Annotated in this window: 20 protein-coding genes and 1 riboswitch; of the genes, 5 read left to right on the top strand and 15 right to left on the bottom strand. The window is 70.9% G+C overall.

What is annotated here, in order from left to right:
* Window positions 1-75: 75 nt before the first annotated feature.
* The 8 genes from arfA to thiM all read right to left on the bottom strand — a co-directional run bounded on the left by arfA (window position 76) and on the right by thiM (window position 9,041).
* Window positions 76-1,617 carry an arabinosylfuranosidase ArfA gene (gene arfA / locus CI089_RS08990; protein ID WP_094261143.1) on the bottom strand — a complete coding sequence of 514 codons (1,542 nt, stop codon included), beginning with the start codon at window positions 1,615-1,617 and terminating at the stop codon, window positions 76-78.
* A gap of 59 nt (window positions 1,618-1,676) precedes the next feature.
* Window positions 1,677-2,594: a carbohydrate ABC transporter permease gene (locus tag CI089_RS08985; RefSeq protein WP_094261142.1), complete on the bottom strand. Its 918-nt coding sequence runs from the start codon at window positions 2,592-2,594 to the stop codon at window positions 1,677-1,679.
* Complete coding sequence (locus tag CI089_RS08980) at window positions 2,591-3,562, bottom strand: carbohydrate ABC transporter permease (RefSeq protein WP_023952636.1); 972 nt, start codon at window positions 3,560-3,562, stop codon at window positions 2,591-2,593. The genes CI089_RS08985 and CI089_RS08980 overlap by 4 nt, the downstream gene beginning before the upstream one ends.
* On the bottom strand, window positions 3,559-4,890 hold the full coding sequence (locus CI089_RS08975) for an extracellular solute-binding protein (RefSeq protein ID WP_094261141.1): 1,332 nt from the start codon (window positions 4,888-4,890) through the stop codon (window positions 3,559-3,561). Before CI089_RS08975 ends, CI089_RS08980 begins: the two co-directional genes overlap by 4 nt.
* 121 nt (window positions 4,891-5,011) lie before the next feature.
* Window positions 5,012-6,064: a LacI family DNA-binding transcriptional regulator gene (locus CI089_RS08970; RefSeq protein ID WP_094261326.1), complete on the bottom strand. Its 1,053-nt coding sequence runs from the start codon at window positions 6,062-6,064 to the stop codon at window positions 5,012-5,014.
* Window positions 6,065-6,073: 9 nt separating this feature from the next.
* Window positions 6,074-7,540: a bifunctional hydroxymethylpyrimidine kinase/phosphomethylpyrimidine kinase gene (gene thiD / locus CI089_RS08965; protein ID WP_256977703.1), complete on the bottom strand. Its 1,467-nt coding sequence runs from the start codon at window positions 7,538-7,540 to the stop codon at window positions 6,074-6,076.
* A gap of 32 nt (window positions 7,541-7,572) precedes the next feature.
* On the bottom strand, window positions 7,573-8,220 hold the full coding sequence (gene thiE, locus CI089_RS16440; RefSeq protein WP_179223279.1) for a thiamine phosphate synthase: 648 nt from the start codon (window positions 8,218-8,220) through the stop codon (window positions 7,573-7,575).
* Window positions 8,217-9,041 carry a hydroxyethylthiazole kinase gene (thiM, locus tag CI089_RS08960; protein ID WP_094261140.1) on the bottom strand — a complete coding sequence of 275 codons (825 nt, stop codon included), beginning with the start codon at window positions 9,039-9,041 and terminating at the stop codon, window positions 8,217-8,219. The genes thiE and thiM overlap by 4 nt, the downstream gene beginning before the upstream one ends.
* Window positions 9,032-9,128: riboswitch (TPP riboswitch) on the bottom strand. (Overlaps the previous gene by 10 nt.)
* Before the next feature lie 117 nt (window positions 9,129-9,245).
* Here thiM and CI089_RS08955 point away from each other — a divergent pair.
* From CI089_RS08955 to CI089_RS08945, 3 genes are all read left to right on the top strand, one after another.
* Window positions 9,246-10,244 (top strand): hypothetical protein, encoded by a 999-nt coding sequence (locus CI089_RS08955; protein WP_143738961.1) that lies wholly within the window; start codon window positions 9,246-9,248, stop codon window positions 10,242-10,244.
* 62 nt (window positions 10,245-10,306) lie between these two features.
* The gene (locus CI089_RS08950) at window positions 10,307-10,813 is read left to right on the top strand and encodes a GNAT family N-acetyltransferase (protein WP_094261138.1); all 507 of its coding nucleotides are present in this window, start codon (window positions 10,307-10,309) and stop codon (window positions 10,811-10,813) included.
* Between the two features lie 225 nt (window positions 10,814-11,038).
* Window positions 11,039-12,430, top strand: a complete 1,392-nt coding sequence (locus CI089_RS08945; RefSeq protein WP_094261137.1) for an HNH endonuclease signature motif containing protein — start codon at window positions 11,039-11,041, stop codon at window positions 12,428-12,430.
* 49 nt (window positions 12,431-12,479) lie between these two features.
* Here the strand turns inward: CI089_RS08945 and CI089_RS08940 are convergent, their stop codons facing one another.
* Window positions 12,480-13,373 carry a cytochrome b/b6 domain-containing protein gene (locus tag CI089_RS08940; protein WP_256977700.1) on the bottom strand — a complete coding sequence of 298 codons (894 nt, stop codon included), beginning with the start codon at window positions 13,371-13,373 and terminating at the stop codon, window positions 12,480-12,482.
* A gap of 45 nt (window positions 13,374-13,418) precedes the next feature.
* Entirely contained in the window at window positions 13,419-14,195 is a 777-nt protein-coding gene (locus tag CI089_RS08935) for an enoyl-CoA hydratase-related protein (protein WP_094261136.1), read from the bottom strand.
* 119 nt (window positions 14,196-14,314) lie between these two features.
* Between CI089_RS08935 and CI089_RS08930 the strand changes: the two genes are divergently transcribed.
* Window positions 14,315-18,100, top strand: coding sequence for a choice-of-anchor I family protein (locus CI089_RS08930; RefSeq protein ID WP_094261135.1), 3,786 nt, complete (start codon window positions 14,315-14,317; stop codon window positions 18,098-18,100).
* Window positions 18,101-18,138: 38 nt separating this feature from the next.
* Here the strand turns inward: CI089_RS08930 and CI089_RS08925 are convergent, their stop codons facing one another.
* Genes CI089_RS08925 through CI089_RS08910 form a run of 4 tightly spaced genes read right to left on the bottom strand, consistent with a single transcriptional unit; the run spans window position 18,139 to window position 22,476 of the window.
* Window positions 18,139-19,329: a bifunctional 2-methylcitrate synthase/citrate synthase gene (locus tag CI089_RS08925; protein ID WP_094261134.1), complete on the bottom strand. Its 1,191-nt coding sequence runs from the start codon at window positions 19,327-19,329 to the stop codon at window positions 18,139-18,141.
* Between the two features lie 41 nt (window positions 19,330-19,370).
* Window positions 19,371-20,297 (bottom strand): methylisocitrate lyase, encoded by a 927-nt coding sequence (prpB, locus tag CI089_RS08920; protein ID WP_094261133.1) that lies wholly within the window; start codon window positions 20,295-20,297, stop codon window positions 19,371-19,373.
* Window positions 20,297-21,817: an MmgE/PrpD family protein gene (locus CI089_RS08915; protein ID WP_094261132.1), complete on the bottom strand. Its 1,521-nt coding sequence runs from the start codon at window positions 21,815-21,817 to the stop codon at window positions 20,297-20,299. Before CI089_RS08915 ends, prpB begins: the two co-directional genes overlap by 1 nt.
* The gene (locus CI089_RS08910) at window positions 21,814-22,476 is read right to left on the bottom strand and encodes a GntR family transcriptional regulator (RefSeq protein WP_179223278.1); all 663 of its coding nucleotides are present in this window, start codon (window positions 22,474-22,476) and stop codon (window positions 21,814-21,816) included. The genes CI089_RS08915 and CI089_RS08910 overlap by 4 nt, the downstream gene beginning before the upstream one ends.
* Before the next feature lie 106 nt (window positions 22,477-22,582).
* On the opposite strand from CI089_RS08910, the gene CI089_RS08905 reads away from it, so the two are divergent.
* Complete coding sequence (locus tag CI089_RS08905; protein WP_036304688.1) at window positions 22,583-23,113, top strand: ribonuclease H family protein; 531 nt, start codon at window positions 22,583-22,585, stop codon at window positions 23,111-23,113.
* Between the two features lie 182 nt (window positions 23,114-23,295).
* Here CI089_RS08905 and CI089_RS08900 read toward each other — a convergent pair whose 3' ends face one another.
* Window positions 23,296-23,763, bottom strand: a complete 468-nt coding sequence (locus tag CI089_RS08900) for a hypothetical protein (RefSeq protein WP_143738960.1) — start codon at window positions 23,761-23,763, stop codon at window positions 23,296-23,298.
* Window positions 23,764-23,863: the final 100 nt, after the last annotated feature.

The following is a 23,863-nucleotide window of genomic DNA, read 5'->3' as shown; positions in this document are numbered from 1 at the left end:
CGACGCTATCGGATCACCGGTGCTTCCACGGGCATCCGTTGTACTCCCTCCACAAAGCGTCGGCCCTCGTGGCGGTCAGGCGCGGGTGGTGTCGAGCACGATCACCGCCCACGACAGCGGGGGCAGGGTCGCCCGCAGCACGCCCTCGTCGAGGCCGACGCCGCGCAGAGGCACGAGGCCGACGGCATCCTGGTCGTGCTCCGTATTGGCCGACCGCCGGTCGCCGCCCTCGGGCACCGTCAGCACCTCGGCCGACGCGACGCCCGAGGCCCCCAGCCCGCGCAGCTCGAGCGACACCTCGGTCTCGGACTCGAGCGAGCGGTTCGCCACGAACAGCGCGACGCGGCCGGTCGCCTCGTCCCACGTGGCGGCCGCGTCGACGACATCCACATCGCCGAACTTCGCCGTCGGCGTCTGGTCGGAATCGATCGCGAGGCGCAGCACGCGGCCCTGCGCCAGCTGCGACATGCGGGCGAACGGCCAGAAGATCGACTGTCGCCAGGCCGGTCCGCCCTCCTCCGAGCGGATCGGGGCGATGACGTTGACCAGCTGCGCCTGGTTGGCGATGCGCACGCGGTCGCCGTGACGCAGCAGGCTGTGCAGGAACGTCCCGACCACGACGGCGTCGGTGACGTTGTAGGTGTCCTCGATGAGGCGCGGGTGAGCACGCCACTCCTTCGACGCCGAGACGATGTGCGGCTGGTCCTCGGTGTCGAGGCCGCGCTGATACCAGACGTTCCACTCGTCGAACGAGATGTCGACCTGCTTGCGATGCTTGCCCGCGGCCTTCACCGCGTCGATCGTCGAGACGACGCCGTCGATGAAGGCGTCCATGTCGACCGCCTCGGCGAGGAAGGATGCCGCATCTCCCCCGTCCTCCTGGTAGTAGGCGTGCATCGAGATGTAGTCGACCTCGTCGTACGCGTGGGTGAGCACCGTGTGCTCCCACGTGCCGAAGGTCGGCATCTGCCGGTTCGACGACCCCACCGCGACGAGCTCGATGTCGGGGTCGACCAGGCGCATGGCCTTGGCCGTCTCCTGCGCGAGCCGGCCGTACTCGTGCGCGGTCTTGTGGCCGATCTGCCACGGCCCGTCGAGCTCGTTGCCGAGGCACCACAGGCGGATGTCGAACGGGGCGGCTGCGCCGTTGCGGCGACGCAGGTCGGACCAGTACGTGCCGCCGGCGTGGTTGGCATACTCGACGAGCGCGCGGGCCTCGTCGACACCGCGCGTGCCGAGGTTGACCGCCTCCATGACCTCGACCTCGGCCTCGCGCGCCCAGTCGACGAACTCGTGGAGCCCGAACGCGTTGGTCTCGACCGTGTGCCAGGCGCCGTCGAGCCGATGCGGACGGTCGGCGACGGGACCGACGCCGTCCTCCCAGTTGTAGCCCGAGACGAAGTTGCCGCCGGGGTAGCGGACGACCGTGGCGCCGAGCTCCTTCACGAGCGAGAGGACGTCGCGACGGAAGCCGCGGTCGTCGGCCTGCGGGTGACCGGGTTCGTAGATGCCGGTGTAGACGCAGCGGCCCATGTGTTCGACGAACGAGCCGAAGAGGCGGCGCGGCACGTCGGCCACGGTGAAGTCGCGATCGAGGACGATGCGGGCGCGGGGCATGATGCTCCTGTTCTTTCGGGGTGGGGATGCCGGGGCGGGCGACGGCGCGGGCGCGCCGGTCACTGACCGCCGAAACCGGTCGTGGCGACGCCGCGGACGATCTGCTTCTGGAACACCAGGAAGACGACGATCAGCGGCACGGAGGCGAGCACGGCCTGGGCCATCACCTGCGCGTACTGCACGCCGTAAGCGCTGATGACGGTCTGGAGTCCCACCGGCAGGGTCATGAGGGTCGTGTCGTTGATGATGAGGAATGGCCAGAGGAAGTTGTTCCACGCGCCGATGAACATGAAGATCGCGACGGCGCCGAGGATCGGCCGCGACAGCGGCAGCACGATCGACCAGAACACCCGGAAGCGTCCGGCGCCGTCGACCCGCGCGGCATCCTCGAGCTCGATCGGCACCTGGTCGAAGAACTTCTTGAGGATGAACACCATCGCCGGGGCGACCACCTGCGGCAGGATCAGGCCCCACGGGGTGTCGACGAGGTTGAAGGCGAGCATCTCGTAGAAGAGCGGGATGATCAGCACCTGCGGCGGGATGACGATCGAGGCGATCACCGCGCCGTAGAGGAACTTCTTGCTGCGGAACTCCAGCCGCGAGAACGCGTACGCGGCCACGGCCGAGATCGCGACGGTGAGGAGGGTGATCACGGCGGAGGTCCAGAGGCTGTTGCCGGCCCAGACCCAGACGTTGCCCTGCGAGAGGATCGAGGTGAACGCCTCGGTCGTGGGCCCGCTCTCGCCCACCCAGCCGCCGGCGCCCGATGCGGCATCCGTCTCGGTCTTGAAGGCCGTCGCGACCGCCCACAGGAACGGCAGCAGCCAGCCGATCGCCATGAGGGCGAGGGCGATGAAGGCGACGACGTTGATCGCGCTGAATCGGCGCTGACCGGGCTTGCGGCTCCGCGGATCGGGGCCGACCCCCGGGGCGACGACGGCGCGCGTGGCTGTGGAGCTGGCGGTGGCGGCGCTCATGAGTGCTCCTTCCGGCGACGGGTGGCGAGGGCTTGGATGACGCCGATCAGGACGATCACGGCGAAGAAGACGTACGAGATCGCCGCCGAGTAGCCGAAGCGGTACCCGACGAACCCGGACTCGTAGATGTACTGCACGATCGAGCGGGTCGTCTCGCTCGCGATGCCTCCGAGCATCTGGTACGCCTGATCGAACAGCTTCAGCGAAGCCAGCACCTGCAGGATGACGATCAGCACGGTGACCTGCCCGAGCTGCGGGATCGTGATCGAGAAGAGCTTGCGCCACTCCCCCGCACCGTCGATGGATGCGGCCTCGTACTGGGTCTCGGGGATGTTCTGGAGGGCCGCGAGGTAGAGCAGGAAGTTGAAGCCGATCGTCCACCACACCGTCGCGACGACGATCGCGAGCATGTTGGTGTCGGGGTTCTGCAGCCACGCGATCGGCTCGAGCCCGAACGCCTCGAGGATGCCGTTGGCCGCGCCGATCTGCGGGTTGAAGATCCACACCCAGATCTGCGAGATGACCGTGGAGGCGAGCAAGTACGGCATGAAGAACGACAGCCGCCAGAGCCACTGCCCGGGCAGGCCGCGCTGCACGAGCAGCGCCATGACGAGGGCGAGCACGACCAGCGGCACGGTCGAGAGCACCGTGAACCAGGCGGTGTTGCCGAGCGAGCGCCACATGACGGGGTCACCGAGCGCTTCGACGTAGTTCGCGATGCCGATGAACGAGCCGCCGGCGCCCGTCAGCGACTGGTCGGTGAAGCTCAGATAGAGCCCGTGCAGCAGGGGCCACACGAGGAAGAGAAGGAAGGCGGCGAGGAACGGCGCGAGGAAGGTCCAGGCGATGCGCTGCTCTCCGCGGTCGCCGACGTGACGGTGCCGCCGCGTGCGGTCGCCGGTGACGATCGTCCGCGTCGCGGCCGTGTCGGCGAGACCGGCGCGGCCGGATCCGGTGTCGAGGGTCATGCGCGGGCTCCTTCCGGTGCGGCCGGGTTCGGCGTCTGCAGGCGCAGGTCGACCCCCGCGCGGAAGCGTGCGATCGCCTGGGCCGGGTCGGCGCCCTGGAGCAGGACGTTCTGCACGGCGGCGCCGAAGTCGGCCTGGAAGCGCGAGCCCGAGCCGGTGAACCACGCCGGCGGGTCGTACCGGACGAGCTCTGCGGCCTCGGCGTAGTGCGCCTGCGGCAGCAGGTCGGCATAGGCGGCGGACTGCGTGACGGGGAGGTAGGCGGGGATGTGCCCGGCGCCTGCCCAGTCGAACGAGCCCTTCAGGATGTCGGCGACGAAGCGGTAGACGAGATCGCGGGTCTCCTCGTCGGGTGCGCTCTGGTGCGGCAGTGTGAACGAGTGCGAGTCGGCGTAGACCGACGGGGTGCCGAACACGGCCGGGATGATCGCGGCGTCGATCGGCAGATTCTGCTGCTGCATCGAGCGCAGCTCCCAGACGCCGGTGAGGAACAGTCCGCTGCGGCCGGTGGCGAACTCGGCGATCGCGCTCTGGTAGTCGGCGCTGCGCGAGGCGATCTCGTCGTCGAGGAGCTGCTGCATGAAGCTGAGCGCCGCGACCGCGGCATCCTCGTCGATCTCCGCCGTGCCTCCCTCGGGCAGCTCGATCTCGAGGCCGTGCTGCGTGTAGAGCGTGTAGAACAGACGCCACATCTGCGCACCGTCGCCCAGATAGCCGAACGACAGCCCGTGAGACTCCGAGACCGCGGCCACGGCCCGTCCGAGTTCGAGGAAGTCGTCGGGCGACGTGATCGGCAGCAGCTTGCCGTCGCTGTCGAGCACGCCCGCCTCGGCGCAGATGTCGGTGTTGTACATCAGGATGAACGGGTGCGCGTCGAGCGCGACGCTGTAGAGGTCGTCGCCGATGAACCCCTTTCGCCAGATGGCGTCGGTGAAGGTGCTCGCGTCGACGCCGAGGTCGGCCAGGCGCCCCGTGTCCCAGGTGTCGAGCAGCCCGCCCGGCGCATAGCCGACGACGCGCGACGCGTGCATGACCGAGACGTCGGGCGCTCGCCCGCCCGCGGCCGCCATCGCGAGCTTCGTGTAGTACGGCTCTCCCCAGGCGAGCACCGTGGGGCGCACGCGATAGTCGGACTGCGCGGCGTTGACGCCGTCGATCAGGCCCGACATCGTGACGCCGTCGGCGCCGGAGAGCAGGTGCCAGAACTGGAGGGTGCGAGCACCCGTGGCGCCGGGGAGACCGGCGCACGAGGCGAGGAAGGCGGTTCCGGCGAGGGCGGCGGCTCCGGTGAGGAACCGGCGCCGACTGAGTTCGAGGGGTGGGGCCATCGGTCACTCCTTTGTGACGGCACGACATCGTGACAACCAAGGACTCTCCTACTTTTACATCGATGTAATCAATGCGCAAGAAAAATGCCGGATGCTGCCATCCGCGCGCTGCGGCCGGACGTCACCGCTGCGCGGACACGCCCCGCGGCGACGCACCCGTGCTGGCCCGGGCGACGACGCGATGCGCGATCGCGACGGCGCGGACCGGGATGTCACGCGCCGCGATGCGCTCCTCCAGGAGCGCCATGGTCGCGCGCGCGAACTCGACGCGGTCGAACGACACGGTCGTCAGCTCGGGCGTGGTGTAGCGCGACTGCTCGATGTCGTCGAAGCCGCACACGAGCACGTCGTCCGGCACCCGGAAGCCCGCACGCGCCAGCTCGTGCAGCGCGCCGACCGCGATCGAGTCGGTGAAGCAGAGCACGGCATCGACGTCGACCCGGCGCTCGAGCAGCGTCCGGACACCGATCGCGCCGGCCTCCATGTTCCACGGCAGGACATTGATCTCACGACGCCGGTCGTGCGCGAGGCCCGCCTCGGCCAGCGCATCGCGCACGCCCGCGAGGCGCAGGCGGCTCGTCGCCGTGGCGAGCTCGGGCTGGTCGTCGCCCCCGATCGCGGCGATGCGCCGCGCCCCCCGCGCCACCAGATGCGCGACGGCGTCGCGAGCCCCCGCGCGACTGTCGACGAGGACCCGGTCGGTGACGTGCTGCTCGACCTCGCCGATGAGCACGACGGGCGGCAGCCGCTCGTCGCGGTCGACCACGCTGTCCTCGATGCGGATCGGGTTGAGCACGACACCGTCGACGAGATGCTGTCGCGCCCGCGAGACGAGGTCGCGCTCCCGCTCGGGCTCGAGCGCCGTCTCCTCGATCTGCACCGCATAGCCGCGCTGGTGCGCCGCATCGACGAGGTGATGCAGCATCTCGGCGGAGTACGCCGTCGCGAGATCCGGCAGCGCGATGGCGATGACACCGGAGCGGCCGTTCCGCAGGCCGCGGGCGCTGAGATTGGGCACGAAGTCGAGCTCGCGCATGGCGGACTCCACGCGCTGCTGCGTCTCGGGACGGACGACCGCGGTGCCCGTCAGCACGTTGGAGACCGTCTTCGCCGAGACTCCGGCGAGCGCCGCCACATCCTTCATGGTGGCTCGGCCGGCTCTTCCCTTCGGCATGAGCACAGACTAGGCCCCGCGCACAGCCCCTCCCGCCCGCGTTCCGCCGACCAGCGCTGCGACGGGGGCCTCGAAGAAGGCGAGCTCGTGTCGCATCGACCTCGCGAACGCGACGCTCATCCGCTCGCGCTCGGACGCCGATGCGTCTGCGGCGGCCCGGTCGACGATCTCGATCGCGGCACGGGTCGACGCGGCGAACGCGGGGTCGGCATAGGTCGAGAGCCAGTCCCGATAGGGATGCTGCGGGTGGGATGCCGCTGCGAACCGCTCGCCCGTATCGGAGTAGAGCCAGAAGCACGGCAGGAGGGCGGCGACCAGCTCGCCGTACGAGCCGCGGGCGGATGCGGCGTGCAGGTGATCGGTGTACGCGAGCGTCACGGGGCCGGGGTCGGCGGCATCCGCTCCGATCCGCGAGCGGTGCAGCTCCCACTCGACCGCGATCGCGGAGGCGGCGGCCTCCGCCCAGAACACCTGCTCCTCGCTTCGCGGGGCGAGGGCGCTCGCGCGGGCGAGCACGCGGGCGTACTCCGAGAGGTACAGCGCGTCCTGCTCGAGGTACCAGGCGAACACCTGCTCATCGAGCGATCCCGTGCGCAGCCCGTCGACGAAGGCGCACGCGTCGACGGCTGCCCGGAGCGGAGCGGCCTCGGCCCAGGCGCGCTCTGTCCACGACACGGGCGACGGGAGGTGCGGGCGCAGCTCGTGCAGGTGGTCGACGGGGCCGTTGCCCCGCCCGACGCCGAGCGCCGCGCCCGCCGTGATCGCACCGGCCAGCCACGCCGTGGCGCGCGGGAGGGCGTCGGTCCAGTCGACTCCGCTCGCGCCGAGCGTCGCCATCGCCGACGACAGGGAGCACCCGGTGCCGTGCGTGTTGGTCGAGGCGATGCGGCGGCGCGCGACCTCTGCGGCGACGCCGTCCGGCGTCACGATCGCGTCGGGGCAGTCCTCGCCGGCGAGATGCCCGCCCTTGACGAGCACGGCCGCACCTGACGCACGGGCGAAGCGCTGCGCCTGCGCGAGCGCATCCGGCCACGACCGCGCGACCGGCTCCTCCGCCAGGACCGCCAGTTCGGGGAGGTTGGGCGTCACGAGGGCGGCGCGCCGGCAGAGGGCGCGGATCGCAGCCTCCGCGGCGGTGTCGAGCAGGCGGTCGCCGCTCGTGGCGACCATGACGGGGTCCAGCACGACGAGGTCATCGCCCCGGCGGGCGAGCCAGTCGTCGACGACCGCGACGAGCGGCTCGGAGTGCAGCATCCCGATCTTGATCGCGTCGATCTCGACGTCGTCGCCCACGGCGTCGAGCTGCGCGCGCAGGAACTCAGCCGGAGGCACGTGCACCGCCCGCACACCGCGGGTGTTCTGCGCCACGAGCGCCGTGACGACGGCCATGCCGTAGCCGCCCATCGCGGCGATCGACTTCAGGTCGGCCTGGATGCCGGCGCCGCCCGAGGGGTCGGTGCCGGCGATGCTCAGCACGCGAGGCCCCCGGGGCGCCGGTGCCCCCGCGGTCACCGGTCCGCCCCGCGGGCGAAGGCACGGGCCGCGGCGGCAGGATCGGCCGCTCCGCAGATCGCCGAGACGACGGCGACCCCGGCGGCTCCGGCGCGCCGGAGCGGAGCGACGTCGTCGGGCCGGACGCCGCCGATCGCGACGCACGCGAGCGGCGTGGCCGCGGCGCGTTCGGCGAATCCGTCGACGCCGAGGGCCGGCGGGTGGTCGGCCTTCGTCGCCGTCGGCCGGATCACCCCGACCCCGAGATAGTCGAGCGTGCCGTCCGGCATCGCATGAGCGGCCCGCAGGTGCGCCTCGGTGTTCGCCGTCCACCCGATGACCGCGCTCGCCCCGAGGACTCGCCGAGCGGTCGTGGGCGGGATGTCGCTCTGGCCGAGATGCACCCCGTCGACGCGTGCCCCGGCGTCGCGCGCGGCGAGGGCGACGTCGACACGATCGTCGATGAGCAGGGGGACCCGTCCGGCGATCACGTCCGACAGCATCCGGGCCCGGCGGATGAGCTCCGCAGCGCTCACTCTCTTGTCGCGCAGCTGCACCACGGTCACGCCCCCGTCGATGGCGGCGTCGACGATCGACGGCAGCGCGTCGACATCGAGCCGATCATCCGTGACGAGGTGCAGAGCGAGATCGACCCGGCGGGTCACCGCGTCGCCTCCGCGGCCGCGGCCGCGAGGTGCGTCTCGACCCGAGACTCGTCGAGGTTTCCGGGGGTCAGCGCCGCGAGCGCGTCGAGGAACGCCACGGCGAACGAGCCGGGGCCGGATGAGGCGGATGCCGCGGCCTCGGCAGCCTGCTTGTGGACGACCGACGCGGCGATCGCCGCCGAGAACGGCTCGACGACGCCGAGGAAGGCCGCCATCGTCGCGCCCAGCGAACAGCCTCCGCCGGTGACTCGGGTCAGCAGGGGATCTCCCCCGCGTACCCGCGCGACCCGCTCGCCGTCCGTGATGAGATCGACCGCTCCCGACACCGCGACCACCGTCCCGGTCCGGCGCGCGAGGTCGGCGGCCGCAGCCTGCACCGAGTCAGGATCGTCGACGCTGTCGACGCCGCGCCCACCGGAGCCGCCGCCGGCGACCGCCGCGACCTCCGAGGCGTTGCCCCGGATGATCGCCGGACGAGCGGCGACGAGCTCCGCCGCGAGGGCGGTGCGGATCGGCAGCATCCCGACCGCGACGGGATCGAGCACCCACCGTCGCGTCGCCGCCACGATCTCTCGGGCACTGGCCTGCTGCTGCGGATTCGGGGTACCGAGGTTGACCAGGACGCCGTCGGCTATCCCGGCGAAGATCCCCGCTTCACCGGCGATGTCGACCATGGCAGGACTCGCCCCGAGCGCGAGCAGCGCATTCGCGGTGAACCCGGTGACGACGGCATTGGTCACGCAGTGGGTGAGCGGAACGGCATCCCGCAGCGCTCGGAGCGCCGCTTCCGGTCCTCGGACGGTGGGCACGACATCGCGCATTTCGACATCCCTTCGCCAGCATTGCACTGGAGCAGGTTCGACGGGTCTGATCTCAGCTCGCGGTCGCGGGCACCCCGTGTCGGGACACGACCATAGCAGGCCGGTTTCGACACCAGGATGCTCAGGAGCTTTTCTCCCGGCCCTCGCAGCGCGTAGGTTGCGAGTGAGCGCGCTCACGGGCCGGTGCGCGAGGGGGTGGGGGCCGTGCTGACAGCAGGCGTCGCGCTGGTCTGCGCGTGCCTGGCGACCATCGCCGGACTCGTCGGGCTGCTCGCCCTGCGGCCGAGCTGGCGCCGCCGTGGCGGACTGCTGCGGTTCGGCATCGTCGGGGCACTCTCGGCGACGGCGGCGAGCCTGCTGTACCTCGTGCACACGAAGACCGGCGACGCCGCGACCCTCGTCATCAGCGACATCGCCATGGTTCTGGCGCCCGGTCTGGTCTTCGCCGGACTGGGCTCATTGAGCGGCGGCGTCTTCGCCCGCGCCGGCATCGCGGTCTCGCTCGCAGCGGTCGTCGGCGTCGTGTCCACGACGGTCGGGATGCCGGCATCCCTCGCGGTGAAGGTCGTGGTCGTGGCTGTCGCCTGCGGGCTGACCAGCGCGGCCGCGAGGCAGCCGGCCATCGCCGCGAGACGCGGGTCCCGGCTGCTCGCGGTGACCATGGCGGCGTACGGGGTCTTCTCCGTGTGCCGCGCCGTCGTCGGGCTCACGGCGGGATGGGATTCGCCCCTCTACCGCGCGGCACTGTCGGTCGTGCCCACGACCGTCGCCGGGGCTGCGCTCGTGCTCCTCACCGGAGTCGCGCTGCTGATGATCCTGTCGGACCGGAGCGCGGCGCTGGCGGCGCAGCGCGAGCGTGCCGCCGCGAGGCTCGAACGCGAACGGGGACCGACATGGGCGGTCGCGCTGGTCTCGTTCGACATCGTGCGCGCCGCGCTCGGCCCCGCCCGGGCGGATCGGATGAAGGACGACCTGGTCGCGGCAGCTCGGACGCTCGATCCGGATGCGGTCGTCGACGCGATGCGGACGGGAACGCGGGTGCGCATCGACGGCGACCAGGCTGCCGTCGAGGAGGCGCTCCGCGACCGCCTGGCCGCGGCAGGGTGGACGCCCGGAGAGGTCGGCTTGGTCTCGATCGAGGCGGCGACGAGCGACGAGGCCGCGGCTGCGGTCGGCGACGGGGCCGGGGCCGGTGCCCGATGACCCCGGCCGCAACCCGCCTCGCTCGATTTCACGCCACCGCCCCCCGCGCGTAGAGTCTGGCCATGGAAGCCGAACTGCAGACCGACATCGTCGTCCGTCCGGTGCGGGATGTCGACGCCGAAGCCCTCGGGCGCGTGCACGCGACCTGCTGGCACGAGACCTACGACCACCTCATCAGCACCGCCGCACTCCAGAGCGTCTCGCCCCGGCGACTCGCCGAGCTGTGGACGCACTGGGCTGCGCAGGGCGAGGACTTCCGGATGCACGCCGCGCTGGTCCGCGGCGAGATCGTCGGCTTCGTGGGGTCGGGCCCGGCTCGCGATCGCGACGCCCCTCGGATGCGCGAGCTCTACTTCATCTACCTCCTCGACGCGTGGCACGGCACCGGCATCGGCCAGCGCCTCTTCGACGCCGCCGTCGAGAAGGACGAGGGCATCTACCTGTGGGTCGCTGAGGACAACCCCCGCGCGCACCGCTTCTACGAGCGCAACGGCTTCACGCTCGACGGGCAGACGCACACCGAGCCCTTCCTCGGCGAGACGCTGACCGAGGTCCGTTTCGTCCGCTGAGCCGGAGTTCGCCCCCGCTGCGGCCCGCCCGGCTGCGGCGGGCTGACTGGCCGCGGCGGGCTGTTCGGCCTCGGCTAGCGGCCTCGGCTGCTCGGCGTCGGCTGTTCGGCGTCGGCTGTTCGGCGTGACCGGCGTCTTTCCTCCCCGGTCGAGCTCAGTAGCGAGCTACCCACAATCGTACATATGTTCGACGTGGATGTCGTAACCCACTGGCATGATGGGAACATGACAGCGAATGGCCGGGGTGGCGAAACGGGACGCGGAACCCCCGCGCCGTCGCAGGCGCTCGCTTTCTCGCGGTATGCCGAGGCGCTCGAGCTCTCGCACGCCGCCGACGTCGCCCGCACCCGAGCGCTGGCCGATCTGGGCCACGCCGCGCTGCACGACGCGCGCCGTGATGGGGTTCGTGGGATGGCGTCGGACATGGAGCTGCGGTCGGTCGCGGCCGAAGCCGCGGGGATGGCGCGGCTGACGGATCGTCGCCTGCAGGGTGAGATCGACCACGCGATGACGGTCATCGACGACTACCCCGCGGTGTTCGACGCGTGGGTTGCGCGGCGGATCGAACGCGGCCACGTCGATGTGGTCGTGCGGGTGGGTGCCGGGGTGCCGGATGAGGTGCGGGAGTCGTATGCAGAAGCGGCGGTCGGGGTGTGCGAGCGGGATGTGCCTTCCCGGGTGCGGGGGACGCTGGAGGCTCTGGCGGCCCGGCTTCACCCGCAGGTGTTCACCGAGCGGCACAAGACCGCGGCGGCGGAGCGGTGCGTACGGGTGTTCCACGGCACGGACGGGATGTCGAACCTCGTAGCCAACCTCCCGACCGTCATCGCCGCGGGCATGCTCGACCGGCTCACGCAGATGGGGCAGTCGGTGAAGGATGCCCGGGCGGCGGGCGCGGGCGCTGGTGGTGCCGGGGCGGGTGGCGAGGATGTTGCCGGGGCGGCTGAGCCCGCCGATACGCGGACGATGGATCAGCTGCGGGCCGACATCCTCGGCGACCTCGTCCTCGGTGGAGCACCCGTGGTGGATCCGACCTACGGGACCGACCGGGCCGGCGGGCTCGGCGCCATCCGGGCACGCGTGCAAGTCGCCGTCACCGCCGAAACCCTGATGGGGCGCGACGAGCACCCCGCCGAAGCAGTCGGCGCCGGCCTCGTCGACGCCGACACGGTCCGCCAGCTCGCCGGGCAGGTCAGCGAGTGGGACCGGTTGTTCATCGACCCCGTCACCCGCACACCGGTCGAGATCGACACGTACCGGCCCACCGCATCGATGAAGAAACTCCTGATGGCCCGGGATCAGCACTGCCGGTTCCCCGGATGCCGACGAGCCGCGATCCGCTGCGAACTCGACCACACCATCGACCACGCCCTCGGCGGGCACACCCACATCTTCAACCTCGCCCACCTCTGCCAAAGACACCACTCCATGAAGCAATTCACCAAGTGGGAAGTCCGGCAGATCGGCGGCGGGGTCCTGGAATGGACCTCACCCCTCGGCCGGGTCTACCGCGAAGACGTCCCCATACCCGCGGTGTGCTTCACCATCGCCACCCCCGATCCTCCACCGGATGCCGGAACCGGCGGACCACCGCCGGATGAACCGCCACCCTTTTGACGGCGGCCAAGCCGGTCAGGGCTGCGACACCGCGCGGCATCCACGCGCGTCAACGGGTGACGGTCGTGCCGAACAGGCGCGCGATCGGTACGAGAACGGCGGGACGAGCGGCGACGCACGCACCGACGATGACGCCGAGCGACAGGACGAACAGCCAGAAGCCGGTCCAGTTGTCGGCGTAGGCCGTCGGGTCCGCCGATCCTTGTGCGGCATACATGTGGTTGAGGTTGCGGAGCGCTCCCGTGGCCAGGACGAGAGCGACATGGGTCACGATGAAGACGACGAAGAAGAGCATCACCAGCACGTGCAGACGTCGCGCCCACTCGATCGGATACAGGCGGTTGATCCTCCCGTCGCCGCGTGGCCAGACGGTGCTCAGCCGCGCTCCGGTGGCCACCGCGAGCGGGGCTGCGACGAACACGGTCGTGGCGTACGCGAGCTGCTGCAGGCTGTTGTAGTTGACCCAGCCGTTCTCCGTCGGCCAGTCGAGCGACACGTACTGCAACGTCGCCGACACCGCGTTCGGCACGACCTCCCAGCTCGTCGGCACGATGCGCATCCACTGTCCGGTCGCGAAGAGCAGGATCACGAACACGACGCCGTTGCCGATCCAGAGGACATCGAGCGCCTGATGGAACCAGATCGTGAGGCTCGTCCGGCGCTTCGGACGGCCCCGCGGCGACCAGAACACCCTCGGACGCTTCTCCTTCCGCGCCTGCAGACCCGTGCGGATGATCAGCACCATCAGGAAGGCGTTGAAGAAGTGCTGCCACGCGAGCCACGGCGGAATCCCGACGGGCGCCCCAGCCGGCAGCGAGTATGCGCCCGGGTACCGCTCGACGAACCCGCGCATCGCATCGAGACTCAGTATCCAGCGCGCAGACGCGACCGCCCCCGCGGCCGCGAGCACCACGGCCACGCCGACGATCACGATCAACGTCACCCGTCGGCGTGCGGCGGACCCGCGTTCGAGCAGCACCGCAGAAGGTCAGCGGTGTCGGAACTCGGGGCTGCGCTTCTCGGCGAAGGCCGCCATGCCTTCCTTCTGGTCCTCGAGGGCGAACAGCGACGCGAAGAGCGTCCGTTCGAGACGCAGGCCTTCGGCCGCGGTCGTCTCCTGCGAGGCGCGCAGCGCCTGCTTTGCGGCATAGGCGACAGGGAGCGATCGCGACGCGATCCGATCGGCCACCGCGCCGGCTTCGTCGAGCAGCTGCGCCGCCGGAACAACGCGCGACACGAGGCCGGCACGCTCCGCCTCGTCCGCCGGCATCCGCCGCCCGGTCAACACGAGCTCGGCGGCCTTGTAGTAGCCGATCGCACGCGCCAGCCGCTGCGTCCCACCGATGCCCGGAATCACGCCGAGGTCGATCTCTGGCTGCCCGAACACCGCGGTGTCGGCGGCCAGCACGATGTCGCACATCATCGCCAGCTCGCACCCGCCGCCGAGCGCGAACCCGGCGACCGCCGCGACGACGGGGGTGCGCACCCGGGCGAACTCCTCGAGCGCGGCGAAGGGGTTGTCCATCGACATATCCCGCGCGCTCTTTCCCGCCATCTCCTTGATGTCCGCGCCCGCCGCGAACGCGCGCTCCGAGCCGGTCACGACGATCGCCCCGATCGCCTCGTCCCGGTCGAAGGCCGTCGCCGCGTCGGCGAGCTCGGTCACGAGCGTCGAGTTCAAGGCGTTCAGAGCCTCGGGCCGGTTCAGGGTCAGCCAGCCGACGCGTCCTCGCGTCTCGCTGATGATCGTCGTGTAGTCGCTCATCCCCTCATCGTGCCACGCGCCCCACCGTGCGTCTCCGGCCGGTTGCCGGGCATTCACATCCCGGACACGTCCGCGGAGTACTCACGACCTGCACCCGTTCACCCGACCAGAGGACACCCATGCCTTCGCCTGCCCGGAGCCGCACGGTTCCCCGCACGCTCGCCGCCGTCGCGACGGCCGCGCTCACCTGCACCCTCGCGCTGACCCCGCTCACCACGGCATCCGCTGCGATCGTCAGCGATCCGATCACCGACTCCGCTCCGGGCGCCACACTCGCGCTCACACCGATCGGCACGCACGAGACCGGCGTCTTCGACGAGTCGGCCGCCGAGATCGTCCAGTCGTACCGTGATCGCCTCTACGTGGTCAACGCGCAGGCCGGCTCGGTGACCGTACTCGACAACAGCGACCCGACCGCGCCGGTCGAGCTGTTCACCATCTCGGATGCCGGCACGGCGAACTCCCTCGCGATCCGCGACGACGGCCTCGGTGTCGTCGCCTTCGAGGCGGAGGACAAGACCGCGAACGGAACGCTGGTGTTCTTCGACGCGAACGCGGACGACGCGGCCTCGACCCGCCTGGGCTCGGTCTCCGTCGGCGCACTGCCCGACATGGTCACGATCTCGAAGGACGGCGCCTACGCGGTCGTCGCGAACGAGGGCGAGCCCGCCGACGACTTCTCGGTCGACCCGGAGGGCTCGATCGGCGTCGTCGCTCTCCCCAAGACCGTGTCCGCGCCCGCGCAGTCGGCCGTGCGGATCGCGGGCTTCGGCGCGTTCGAGGCCGGCGGCTCGAAGACGCTTCCCGCCGGCGTGCGCGTGTTCGGACCGGACGTCGCCGCACCGGACCAGGCAGACAAGCCCCTCACCGCCAATCGTGTGAGCCGCAACCTCGAGCCGGAGTACATCACCGTCGACGGCACGACCGCCTACGTGGCCCTGCAGGAGGCGAACGCGATCGCCGTCGTCGACCTCGCCAAGGCCGACATCACCAAGGTGCTCCCGCTCGGATTCAAGGATCACGGCGCGGTCGGCAACGGGCTCGACGCGAGCGACAAGGACGGCGCGATCAACATCACCGAGTACGCCGGACTGAAGGGCATGTACATGCCCGACGGCATCCAGTCGTACTCGGCCACGGCTGGCGGCAAGGCCACCACCTACCTCGTCACCGCGAACGAGGGCGACGCCCGCGAATGGGGCGAATACGTCGAAGCCGTCCGCGTGAAGGATCTCGGCAAGAAGGGCCTTCCCGCCGTCTGCGCGGACTCGCCCCTCGCCGCGCAGCTCGGGGATGCAGCCCTCGGACGTCTGAATGTCTCGATCGAGAACGGGCTGCGCGCCGACGGCAGCTGCTACGACGAGCTGTACTCCTTCGGCGGTCGCTCGTTCTCGATCTGGGGCACCGACGGCACGCTCGTGTTCGACTCGGGCGACCAGTTCGAGCGGATCCTCGCCCGCGTCGCGCCCGAGTACGTCAACTCGAACCACACCGAGGCCAACCTCGAGGGACGCAGCGACGACAAGGGCCCCGAGCCCGAGAATCTCTCGATCGGCACGGTCGGCGGGCGCACGTACGCCTTCATCGGGTTCGAGCGCGTGGGCGGCGTCATCGTCTACGACATCACCGACCCGAAGGCACCGGCCTACGTCACGTACGTCAACAACCGCGACTTCAGCGCCGCAGCCGACTCGCCGGCTGCGGGCGACCTCGGCCCCGAGGGGATCCAGTTCATCCCGGCCCATCGCTCGCCCTCGGGACAGGCTCTCCTCGTCGTGGGCAACGAGGTGTCGGGCAGCACGACCGTGTACGGCATCGAGCAGCTCCTCGGCGGCGCTCCGGTGACGCAGCCCGACATCCGCATCCTGACGATCAACGACTTCCACGGCCGTCTCGTGCCGGAGTCCAACGGCGTGGCGGGCGCCGCGGTGCTGGCAGGGGCCGTGGAGTCGTTCCGACGGCAGAACCCGAACACGCTGTTCGTCTCGGCGGGCGACAACATCGGCGCATCGGCGTTCGAATCGTTCATCGACCAGGACACCCCCACGATCGACGCGCTGAAGACCGCCGGCCTCGACGTCAGCGCCGTCGGCAACCACGAGTTCGACCGCGGGTTCGACGACCTGACCGAGCGTGTCATCCCTCGATTCGAGGAGAACGCGGATGCCGGTGCCTTCAGCGACTTCGCGCTGGGCGCGAACGTCTTCCGCAAGGGCACCGACGAGCACGCGCTCAAGCCGTACACGATCAAGGACGTCGACGGCACGCAGGTCTCATTCGTCGGCACCGTGACCGAGCAGACCGCCGGTATGGTCAGCCCGCAGGGCATCACCGGCATCGAGTTCCGCGACCAGGTCGCCTCGGCCAACGATGCTGCCGCCGACGCCGTCGCCGAGGGCGCGGACATCGTGGTGCTGCTCGCCCACGAGGGATCCGCCGGCTCCGACTGCGCCGCGATCGCGACCGAGACCGGCGACTTCGGCGACCTCGTCCGCGGTGCGTCCGACGACATCGACGCGATCGTCTCCGCTCACACGCACCAGAAGTACGCGTGCGAGATCGGCGGCCGCCCGGTGATCCAGGCTCACCAGTACGGCACGACGCTCGGCTCGCTCGACATCGAGCTGACGGATGCCGGCGACCTCGAGTCGATCACCCCGAGCACGGTGTCGCTGTACGACACGACGGTCGGCCAGTACATCGCCTACCCCGACACCGAGACGGCCCAGGTCGTCGCGGACGCGGTGCGCGTGGCAGACGAAAAGGGGCGCGTACAGGTCGGCTCGATCACCGCAGACATCCTGCGCGGTAAGACCGCGTCGGGCTCGGAGGACCGCGGCGTGCACTCGACGCTCGGCAACACCGTCGCCGACGTCTACCTGTGGGCCACGTCGCAGAACCCCGCCTATGGCGGACGCGACGCCGAGGTGGCGTTCATGAACCCGGGCGGCCTGCGCGCCGACCTGCTGTTCGGCGATGACAACGGCGCTGTGTCGTACCGGGAGGTCGCCAACGTCCAGCCGTTCGCGAACACCCTGGTCACGCTCGAGCTCACCCCGGCACAGATCAAGCAGGTGCTCGAGGAGCAGTGGCAGCCGGACGGAGCGTCGCGTCCCAAGCTCGCGATGGGCGTGTCGAAGGGCTTCACCTTCGAGTACGCCCCCGAGGCGACGAGAGGCTCGCACATCCGCTCGATGCAGCTGAACGGTGAGCAGCTCGCGCTCGACGACACCACCACGAAGATCCGCGTCGTCACCAACTCGTTCCTCGCGGGCGGCGGCGACAACTTCGGCACCTTCGCGACGGGCACCGGCACGGCGGATTCGGGCCAGGTCGACCTGCAGGCGACGGTGGAGTTCTTCGCCGCCGTCGGCCCGGTGTCACCCGCACCGGCGAACCGCGCCTACCTCGCCGGCGAGCAGCCCCCGGTCGAGCAGCCCGGCTTCCCCGGGCCCGGCGCCCCCGGCGAGCCCGGCGAGCCCGGTGAGCCCGGCGAGCCCGGTGAGCCTGCACAGCCGTGGGCGACCGTCGAGCTCGGCAGCAGCACCGTCACGCAGGGCGGCACGCTGGCCGTCACCGTGACCGGCCTCGAGCCGGGCCAGCAGATCGCCGCGACACTGTTCAGCGAGCCGATCGTCGTCAGCGGCATCCCCGCGGCCGACGCCTCCGGCCGCACGGTGTTCTCGATCGCGATCCCGCGTGACTTCGAGGTCGGCGCGCACCGCCTCGTCGTGACGTCGGGTTCGCTCACGCCGATCGAGGTCGGCGTGACGGTCACGGCCGCGCCGGCCGGGACGATCGCCGTCACCGGCGGGACCGCGCCGATCGGGTTCGCAGTGGCGGGCATCCTCGCTCTCGCGCTCGGTGGCCTGCTGGTCGCGGCGCGTCGCCGCCGAGCCGCCTGACCCGCCCGCATCCGCCTGAACCAGCCCCGAGGGAGCCGTCAGCCGGCGGCTTCCTCGGGGCGCTCTGCTGCCTCGACCTCGGCCTCGTCGGCGACGTACCCGTCGACGTGCCGCTCGTCGGGGCCGTCGTACGCCGACAGCGGCCGGATGAGCGCGTTCGCGGCGTACTGCTCCATGATGTGCGCCGTCCATCCGACCACGCGGGCCGCGACGAACAGCGGCGTGAAGGTCACCGTGTCGAAGCCCATGAGGTTGTACGCCGGCCCCGACGGGTAGTCGAGGTTCGGATAGATGCCCTTGCGTCCGGTGAACTCGCGCTCGAGGGTGTCGTAGAGCTCCGCGACATCCGGGCGGTCGTAGTGGGCGACCAGCGCGTCGAGCGCCGCCTTCATCGTCGGCACCCGCGAATCGCCGCGCTTGTAGACGCGGTGACCGAAGCCCATGATCTTGCGCTTCTCGGCGAGCGCCCGGTCGAGCCAGTCCTCGACGGCGGCGGCATCCCCGATCTCGTCGAAGACGTGCATCACGGCCTCGTTGGCGCCGCCGTGCAGGGGTCCCTTCAGCGCACCGATCGCCCCGACGACGGCCGAGTACAGGTCGCTGAGCGTCGAGGCGATGACCCGAGCCGTGAACGTCGAGGCGTTGAACGAGTGCTCGGCGTAGAGGATCAGCGACCGGTTGAAGGCGTCGACCACGACCGGATCGGGCTCCTCGCCGAAGGTCATCCACAGGAAGTTCGCCGCGTCGTCGAGATCGTCGCGCGGCTCGACGATGTCGAGGCCACGACGGCGACGCTGTCCGTACGCGACGATGGCGGGCAGCACCGCGAACAGACGCAGGCTGCGCTCGAGGTTGCGTTCGGGCGTCCCGACCGCGTCGAGCACGGATGCCGCGCCGGCGGTGTCGAGGGCACCGAGAACGCTCACGGCGGTCCGCACCTCGTCCATCGGGTGCGCGTCCACCGGCATCCGATCGATCGCCTCCCGCAGCTCCGGCGGCAGCGCCCGGTGCGGCCGAGCCCGCCGACGCTGCTCGGCGAGCTGGTCATCGCTCGGCAGCTCGCCGAGCCACAGCAGATGCGCCACGGCGTCGACCGGCTGGGTCGCGGCGAGCTCCTGCACCGGATACCCCCGGTAGAGCAGCGAGTTCGTCTCCGGATTCACCTTCGAGATCGCCGTCACATCGGCGACGACCCCCACGAGCCCCTTGCGGATGTCTTGCTCGGTCATGTTCTGTTCCCTCTCCGTCGAGTAGCCAGAATTCGCGGGTCTCAGCCCCGGTCGATCGACTCATTCTGGCGAGTCGACAGGGTGAAGTCGAAGACCGAGGAGTCGAAGCGCGTGTAGCCCTCGTAGTCGACGAGGTCGTACAGGTCGGCGCGGTGCTGCATCTCATCGAGCTTCGCGGTGAGATTCCCGGCCGTCGTGAGCTCGTCGAGCGCGCGGCCCGCCGCCCCCATCGCGATGCGCAGCAGCGAGACGGGCCAGATCACGATCCGCACGCCCGCGTCGCGCAGCTGGTCCACTGTGAACAGCTCCGACTTCCCGAACTCGGTCATGTTCGCCAGGATCGGCACATCGACGGCCGACGCCATCGCCTCGAACTCCGCGAGGTCGCGCATCGCCTCGGGGAAGATCGCGTCGGCTCCGGCGTCGACGAGCGCGCGGGCGCGGTCGACGGCGGCATCCATCCCCTCGATCGCCCGAACGTCGGTGCGCGCCATGATGAGGAAGTTCGCGTCGCGCCGGGCGTCGACGGCAGCCCGGATGCGGCCCACGGCCGTGTTCTCGTCGACGACGCTCTTCCCGTCGAGATGGCCGCAACGCTTCGGATTGACCTGATCCTCGATGTGGCAGCCGGCGAGCCCGGCATCCTCGAGCGTCTGGATCGTGCGGGCGACGTTCATCGGCTCGCCGAAGCCCGTGTCGGCGTCGATGATCGCCGGAAGCTCGGTCATCCGCGCGATCTGCTGTCCGCGTCCGGCGACCTCGCTGAGCGTGGTGAGGCCGACGTCGGGCAGTCCGAGGTCGGCCGCGATGACCGCGCCCGAGACGTACACGCCGTCGAAGCCGTGCTGCTCGACGAGTCGGGCCGAGAGCGGGTTGAACGCTCCCGGAAAGCGCAGCGTCTCACCGCTCGCGAGTCGTTCCCGGAGGATGCGGCGCTTGTCGGCCGCCGTGGTCCGCGAATACAGCATCAGAACAGCCCCCGCGGGTTCGGCGCCGACGCGATGACTCCGTCGCGCGCGACGATGTTCAGTTCGCGCACCTCGTCAGCCGTGAGCTCGGGCAGGCGCTGGGCGAGGTCGAGGAAGCGCTCGATCTCGGCCGGTTCGAGCGCCGGCTCGGCGAGGATCCGGAACTTGCGGATGTAGTCCTCGCGGGCGAACGGCCGGGCCCCCAGCGGGTGGGCGTCGGCGACGGCGATCTCGTCGACGATCGTCGAGCCGTCGGCCATCCGGATCTCGACGCGTCCGCCGAACGCCTTCTCCGCCGGATCCTCCGAGTGGTAGCGCCGCGTCCACTCGGCATCCTCGGCCGTCGTGATCCGCTGCCACAGGGCGACCGTGTCGGGGCGGGCCGCTCGCTCGGGCGTATACGAGTCGACGTGGTGCCAGCCGCCGTCCTGCAGCGCGACCGCGAAGATGTACGGGATGGAGTGGTCGAGCGTCTCGCGCGACGCGGTCGGGTCGTACTTCTGCGGGTCGTTCGCGCCCGAGCCGATGACGTAGTGCGTGTGGTGGCTCGTGTGCAGCACGATGCTCTCGACGTTCGCCGGGTCGAGCAGCTCGGGGTGCTCGCCGTGGAGCTTGCGGGCGAGGTCGATCCACGCCTGCGCCTGATACTCGGCCGAATGCTCCTTCGTGTACGAGTCGAGGATGCCGCGCTTGGGCTCACCCGGCGCCGGCAGCGGCACCGCGTAGGCGGCATCCGGTCCGTCGAGCAGCCACGCGATGACGCCGTCCTCGCCCTCGTAGATCGGGTTCGGGCTCGTCTCGCCGCGCATCGCACGGTCGACGGCCTCGACCGCGAGCTTGCCGGCGAACGCGGGCGCGTGCGCCTTCCAGGTCGAGATCTCGCCCTTGCGCGACTGCCGCGTCGCGGTCGTCGTGTGCAGCGCCTGGCCGACCGCCTGGTAGATCGTCGCGGTGTCGAGGCCCAGCAGCGTGCCGATGCCCGCGGCGGCCGAAGGCCCGAGGTGGGCGACATGGTCGATCTTGTGCTTGTGCAGGCAGATGGCCCGCACGAGGTCGATCTGGATCTCGTAGCCGGTCGCGAGACCTCGGACGAGCGCCGCGCCGTCGGCGCCGACGTGCTGGGCGACCGCGAGGATGGGCGGGATGTTGTCGCCGGGGTGGGAGTAGTCGGCGGCCAGGAAGGTGTCGTGGTAGTCCAGCTCGCGCACCGCCACGCCGTTCGCCCACGCGGCCCACTCGGGGCTGGTGACGTCGGTCACACCGAACACGCTCGCCCCCGCACCTCCCCGCGAGACCGGGTGGTCGAGTGCCTGCGCACGGGCCGAGCTGACGGGCGCCCGGGTGAGGGATGCCGCCGCGACGGCGGCGTTGTCGATGATGCGGTTCACGATCATCTCGACGACGGCGGGCTCGACCTCGACGGGGTCGACGGCGACCTCCGCGATCTTCCAGGCGAGCTGGTCCTCGCGCGCGAACTCCTCGTCGCTGCGATGGACGCGGACGTGATGGCTGACGGTCATGCGGATGCCTCCAGGGAGTCGAGGATGCTGGTCAGGGCGTTGTGCAAGTGGACATGGGTGGCGTGGGCCGCCAGGTCGGCGTCGCGGGCCGCGATCGCGCTCGCGATGAGCCGGTGCTCACCGATCGACGCGGCGAGCCGCGCCGGGTTGTCGCGCGCGAGGCGGCGAACTCGCACGAGGTGAGCGCGGACCTTCGTGAGCGCCGACGTCAGGTAGGCGTTGCCGGCCGCGTCGTCGAGGGCGGTGTCGAAGCGTGCGATGAGCGCGTAGTACGCGTCCGGGTCGCCCGCGGCTGGCGCTTCAGGCTGCGCCGTGCGCTCGAACGCCGCGGCGAGTTCGGCGAACAGCGCGGCGTCGCCCCGGGATGCCGCGAGCCGTGCGGCGGTCTCTTCCAGCGCACGCCGCACCTCGAAGAGCGATCGGATGTCGTCGCGATCGATGTCGGCGACGACCGTCACCCGCGGTGAGGCCTGGCGCACGAGGCCGTCGGCCGCGAGCCGTCGCAGGGCCTCGCGCAGCGGCGTGCGGCTGACGCCCAGTCGGGTCGCCTGCTCCACCTCGCCGAGCACCGCGCCGGGCGCGAGGTCGCCGTTCTGGATCTCGGTCAGCAGAGCGGCGTACGCGCGCTCTCCCGCTCGCGCTCCACCCTCGGCCACCATGCCGCGATTGTATACACAAGAGCGCGGTGGCGGGCTGGAACCGCACGAATCAGTTCTGAACGTATACAGAAACCGCATCCAGTCGGGCCCCGGTACCCTTGCCCGAGTGAGTTCCGACCGATACACCGTGGCCACCGACGGCGCCTGCAAGGGCAATCCCGGACCGACCGGCTGGGCCTGGGTCGGCGAGGACGGCCACTGGGCCGCCGGAGCCATCCCGCAGGGCACCAACAACATCGGCGAGCTCCTCGGGCTGCTGAAGGCGATCGAGGACCACCCCGACGTCCGCGAGCTCGTCGTTCAGGCGGACTCCAAGTACGCGATCGACACGTACGCGTCGTGGATGGACGGCCACCGGCGCCGCGGCTGGAAGACCTCCACGGGCGCGCCGACGAAGAACCGCGACATCCTCGAGCAGCTCATCGCCGCCCGCGACGCCCGCCGTGCGCGCGGGCTGCCCGACGTCATCCTCGAGCACGTCCGGGGGCACCGCGGCCACGTCCTGAACGAGTGGGCCGACGAGCGAGCCGTGCGCGGCGCGGAGCACGCCGCGAAGGGCACGGCGAGCGCGTGGTCGTCGCTCGGCGGGCTGCACGAGAAGCTCGACGTCTCGGAAGCGCCGAAGAAGAAGCGCTGACCCTGAGTCACAGCTTGTCGGCGAGGGCGCGGGGCAGCCAGACCCGGGGGTCCGCGAAGTCGCTGATGATCACACCACCGGCGGCAACCGCATCGTCGTAACGCGCCAGATCGAGACCGTGGGGCGAGACGGGCGCCTCGGCGAACGCCGCAGTGCGGATCCGAACGATCGCGGCCGCAAGCTCAGGGCCCAGCCGGTCGGCGGTCTGCCGCCAGCGCGACCAGTGCCGAGGACTCGACGATGGCGCCCCCGACGACGGCGCCGCGACCGAGCGTGAGCACTGCCGCGCCGACGAGCGCACCGCACACGGTCACGAGGATGCGGCCATGGGCACGGTCGGTCGCCCGTAAGCGCGCGCCGAAGAGTGTCGCTGCAACCAGGACGGCAGCGGCGACACTCAACGCGACGACGACCCCCTCCAGGTTCTCCGCGCGAACGCGGAAGCCCGCGGACATGACGAGCGCCAGGGCGGCGCAGATCGCAGCCATCACCAGCAGCCACCCGATCCACCCGACGCCCGGTGCCCGACCGCCGTAGCGGCGGCGGAGCGCGGCCCGGGCCGACTTGTTGCCTTCCTCGCCGATCGAGCGAGCGGCGTGCCAGATCTCCACAGCGTGCGCCCGCTGACCGGCGGCGTCGAATACCAGCATCTCTGCGTCGCGCGGGTGGAAGGACCGCGAAGCGAGGCTTCCGTGCACGTTGCGACGCGCGGCTTCGGTTGCGACTCTGATCGACTCTTCGTCCGTCACG

This window comes from Microbacterium sp. Yaish 1 (assembly GCF_002245215.1).
In the GTDB taxonomy this organism is placed as follows: Bacteria; Actinomycetota; Actinomycetes; order Actinomycetales; family Microbacteriaceae; genus Microbacterium.
This window is presented reverse-complemented; position numbering and strand designations above follow the sequence as displayed.

Bases quoted from the DNA above. Each gene is read 5' to 3' on its own strand.
- arfA (WP_094261143.1), bottom strand. From the start codon at position 1,617: ATGCCCCGCGCCCGCATCGTCCTCGATCGCGACTTCACCGTGGCCGAC.
- CI089_RS08985 (WP_094261142.1), bottom strand. From the start codon at position 2,594: ATGAGCGCCGCCACCGCCAGCTCCACAGCCACGCGCGCCGTCGTCGCC.
- CI089_RS08980 (WP_023952636.1), bottom strand. From the start codon at position 3,562: ATGACCCTCGACACCGGATCCGGCCGCGCCGGTCTCGCCGACACGGCC.
- CI089_RS08975 (WP_094261141.1), bottom strand. From the start codon at position 4,890: ATGGCCCCACCCCTCGAACTCAGTCGGCGCCGGTTCCTCACCGGAGCC.
- CI089_RS08970 (WP_094261326.1), bottom strand. From the start codon at position 6,064: ATGCCGAAGGGAAGAGCCGGCCGAGCCACCATGAAGGATGTGGCGGCG.
- thiM (WP_094261140.1), bottom strand. From the start codon at position 9,041: ATGCGCGATGTCGTGCCCACCGTCCGAGGACCGGAAGCGGCGCTCCGA.
- CI089_RS08950 (WP_094261138.1), top strand. From the start codon at position 10,307: ATGGAAGCCGAACTGCAGACCGACATCGTCGTCCGTCCGGTGCGGGAT.
- CI089_RS08945 (WP_094261137.1), top strand. From the start codon at position 11,039: ATGACAGCGAATGGCCGGGGTGGCGAAACGGGACGCGGAACCCCCGCG.
- CI089_RS08935 (WP_094261136.1), bottom strand. From the start codon at position 14,195: ATGAGCGACTACACGACGATCATCAGCGAGACGCGAGGACGCGTCGGC.
- CI089_RS08930 (WP_094261135.1), top strand. From the start codon at position 14,315: ATGCCTTCGCCTGCCCGGAGCCGCACGGTTCCCCGCACGCTCGCCGCC.
- CI089_RS08925 (WP_094261134.1), bottom strand. From the start codon at position 19,329: ATGACCGAGCAAGACATCCGCAAGGGGCTCGTGGGGGTCGTCGCCGAT.
- prpB (WP_094261133.1), bottom strand. From the start codon at position 20,297: ATGCTGTATTCGCGGACCACGGCGGCCGACAAGCGCCGCATCCTCCGG.
- CI089_RS08915 (WP_094261132.1), bottom strand. From the start codon at position 21,817: ATGACCGTCAGCCATCACGTCCGCGTCCATCGCAGCGACGAGGAGTTC.
- CI089_RS08910 (WP_179223278.1), bottom strand. From the start codon at position 22,476: ATGGTGGCCGAGGGTGGAGCGCGAGCGGGAGAGCGCGCGTACGCCGCT.
- CI089_RS08900 (WP_143738960.1), bottom strand. From the start codon at position 23,763: ATGCTGGTATTCGACGCCGCCGGTCAGCGGGCGCACGCTGTGGAGATC.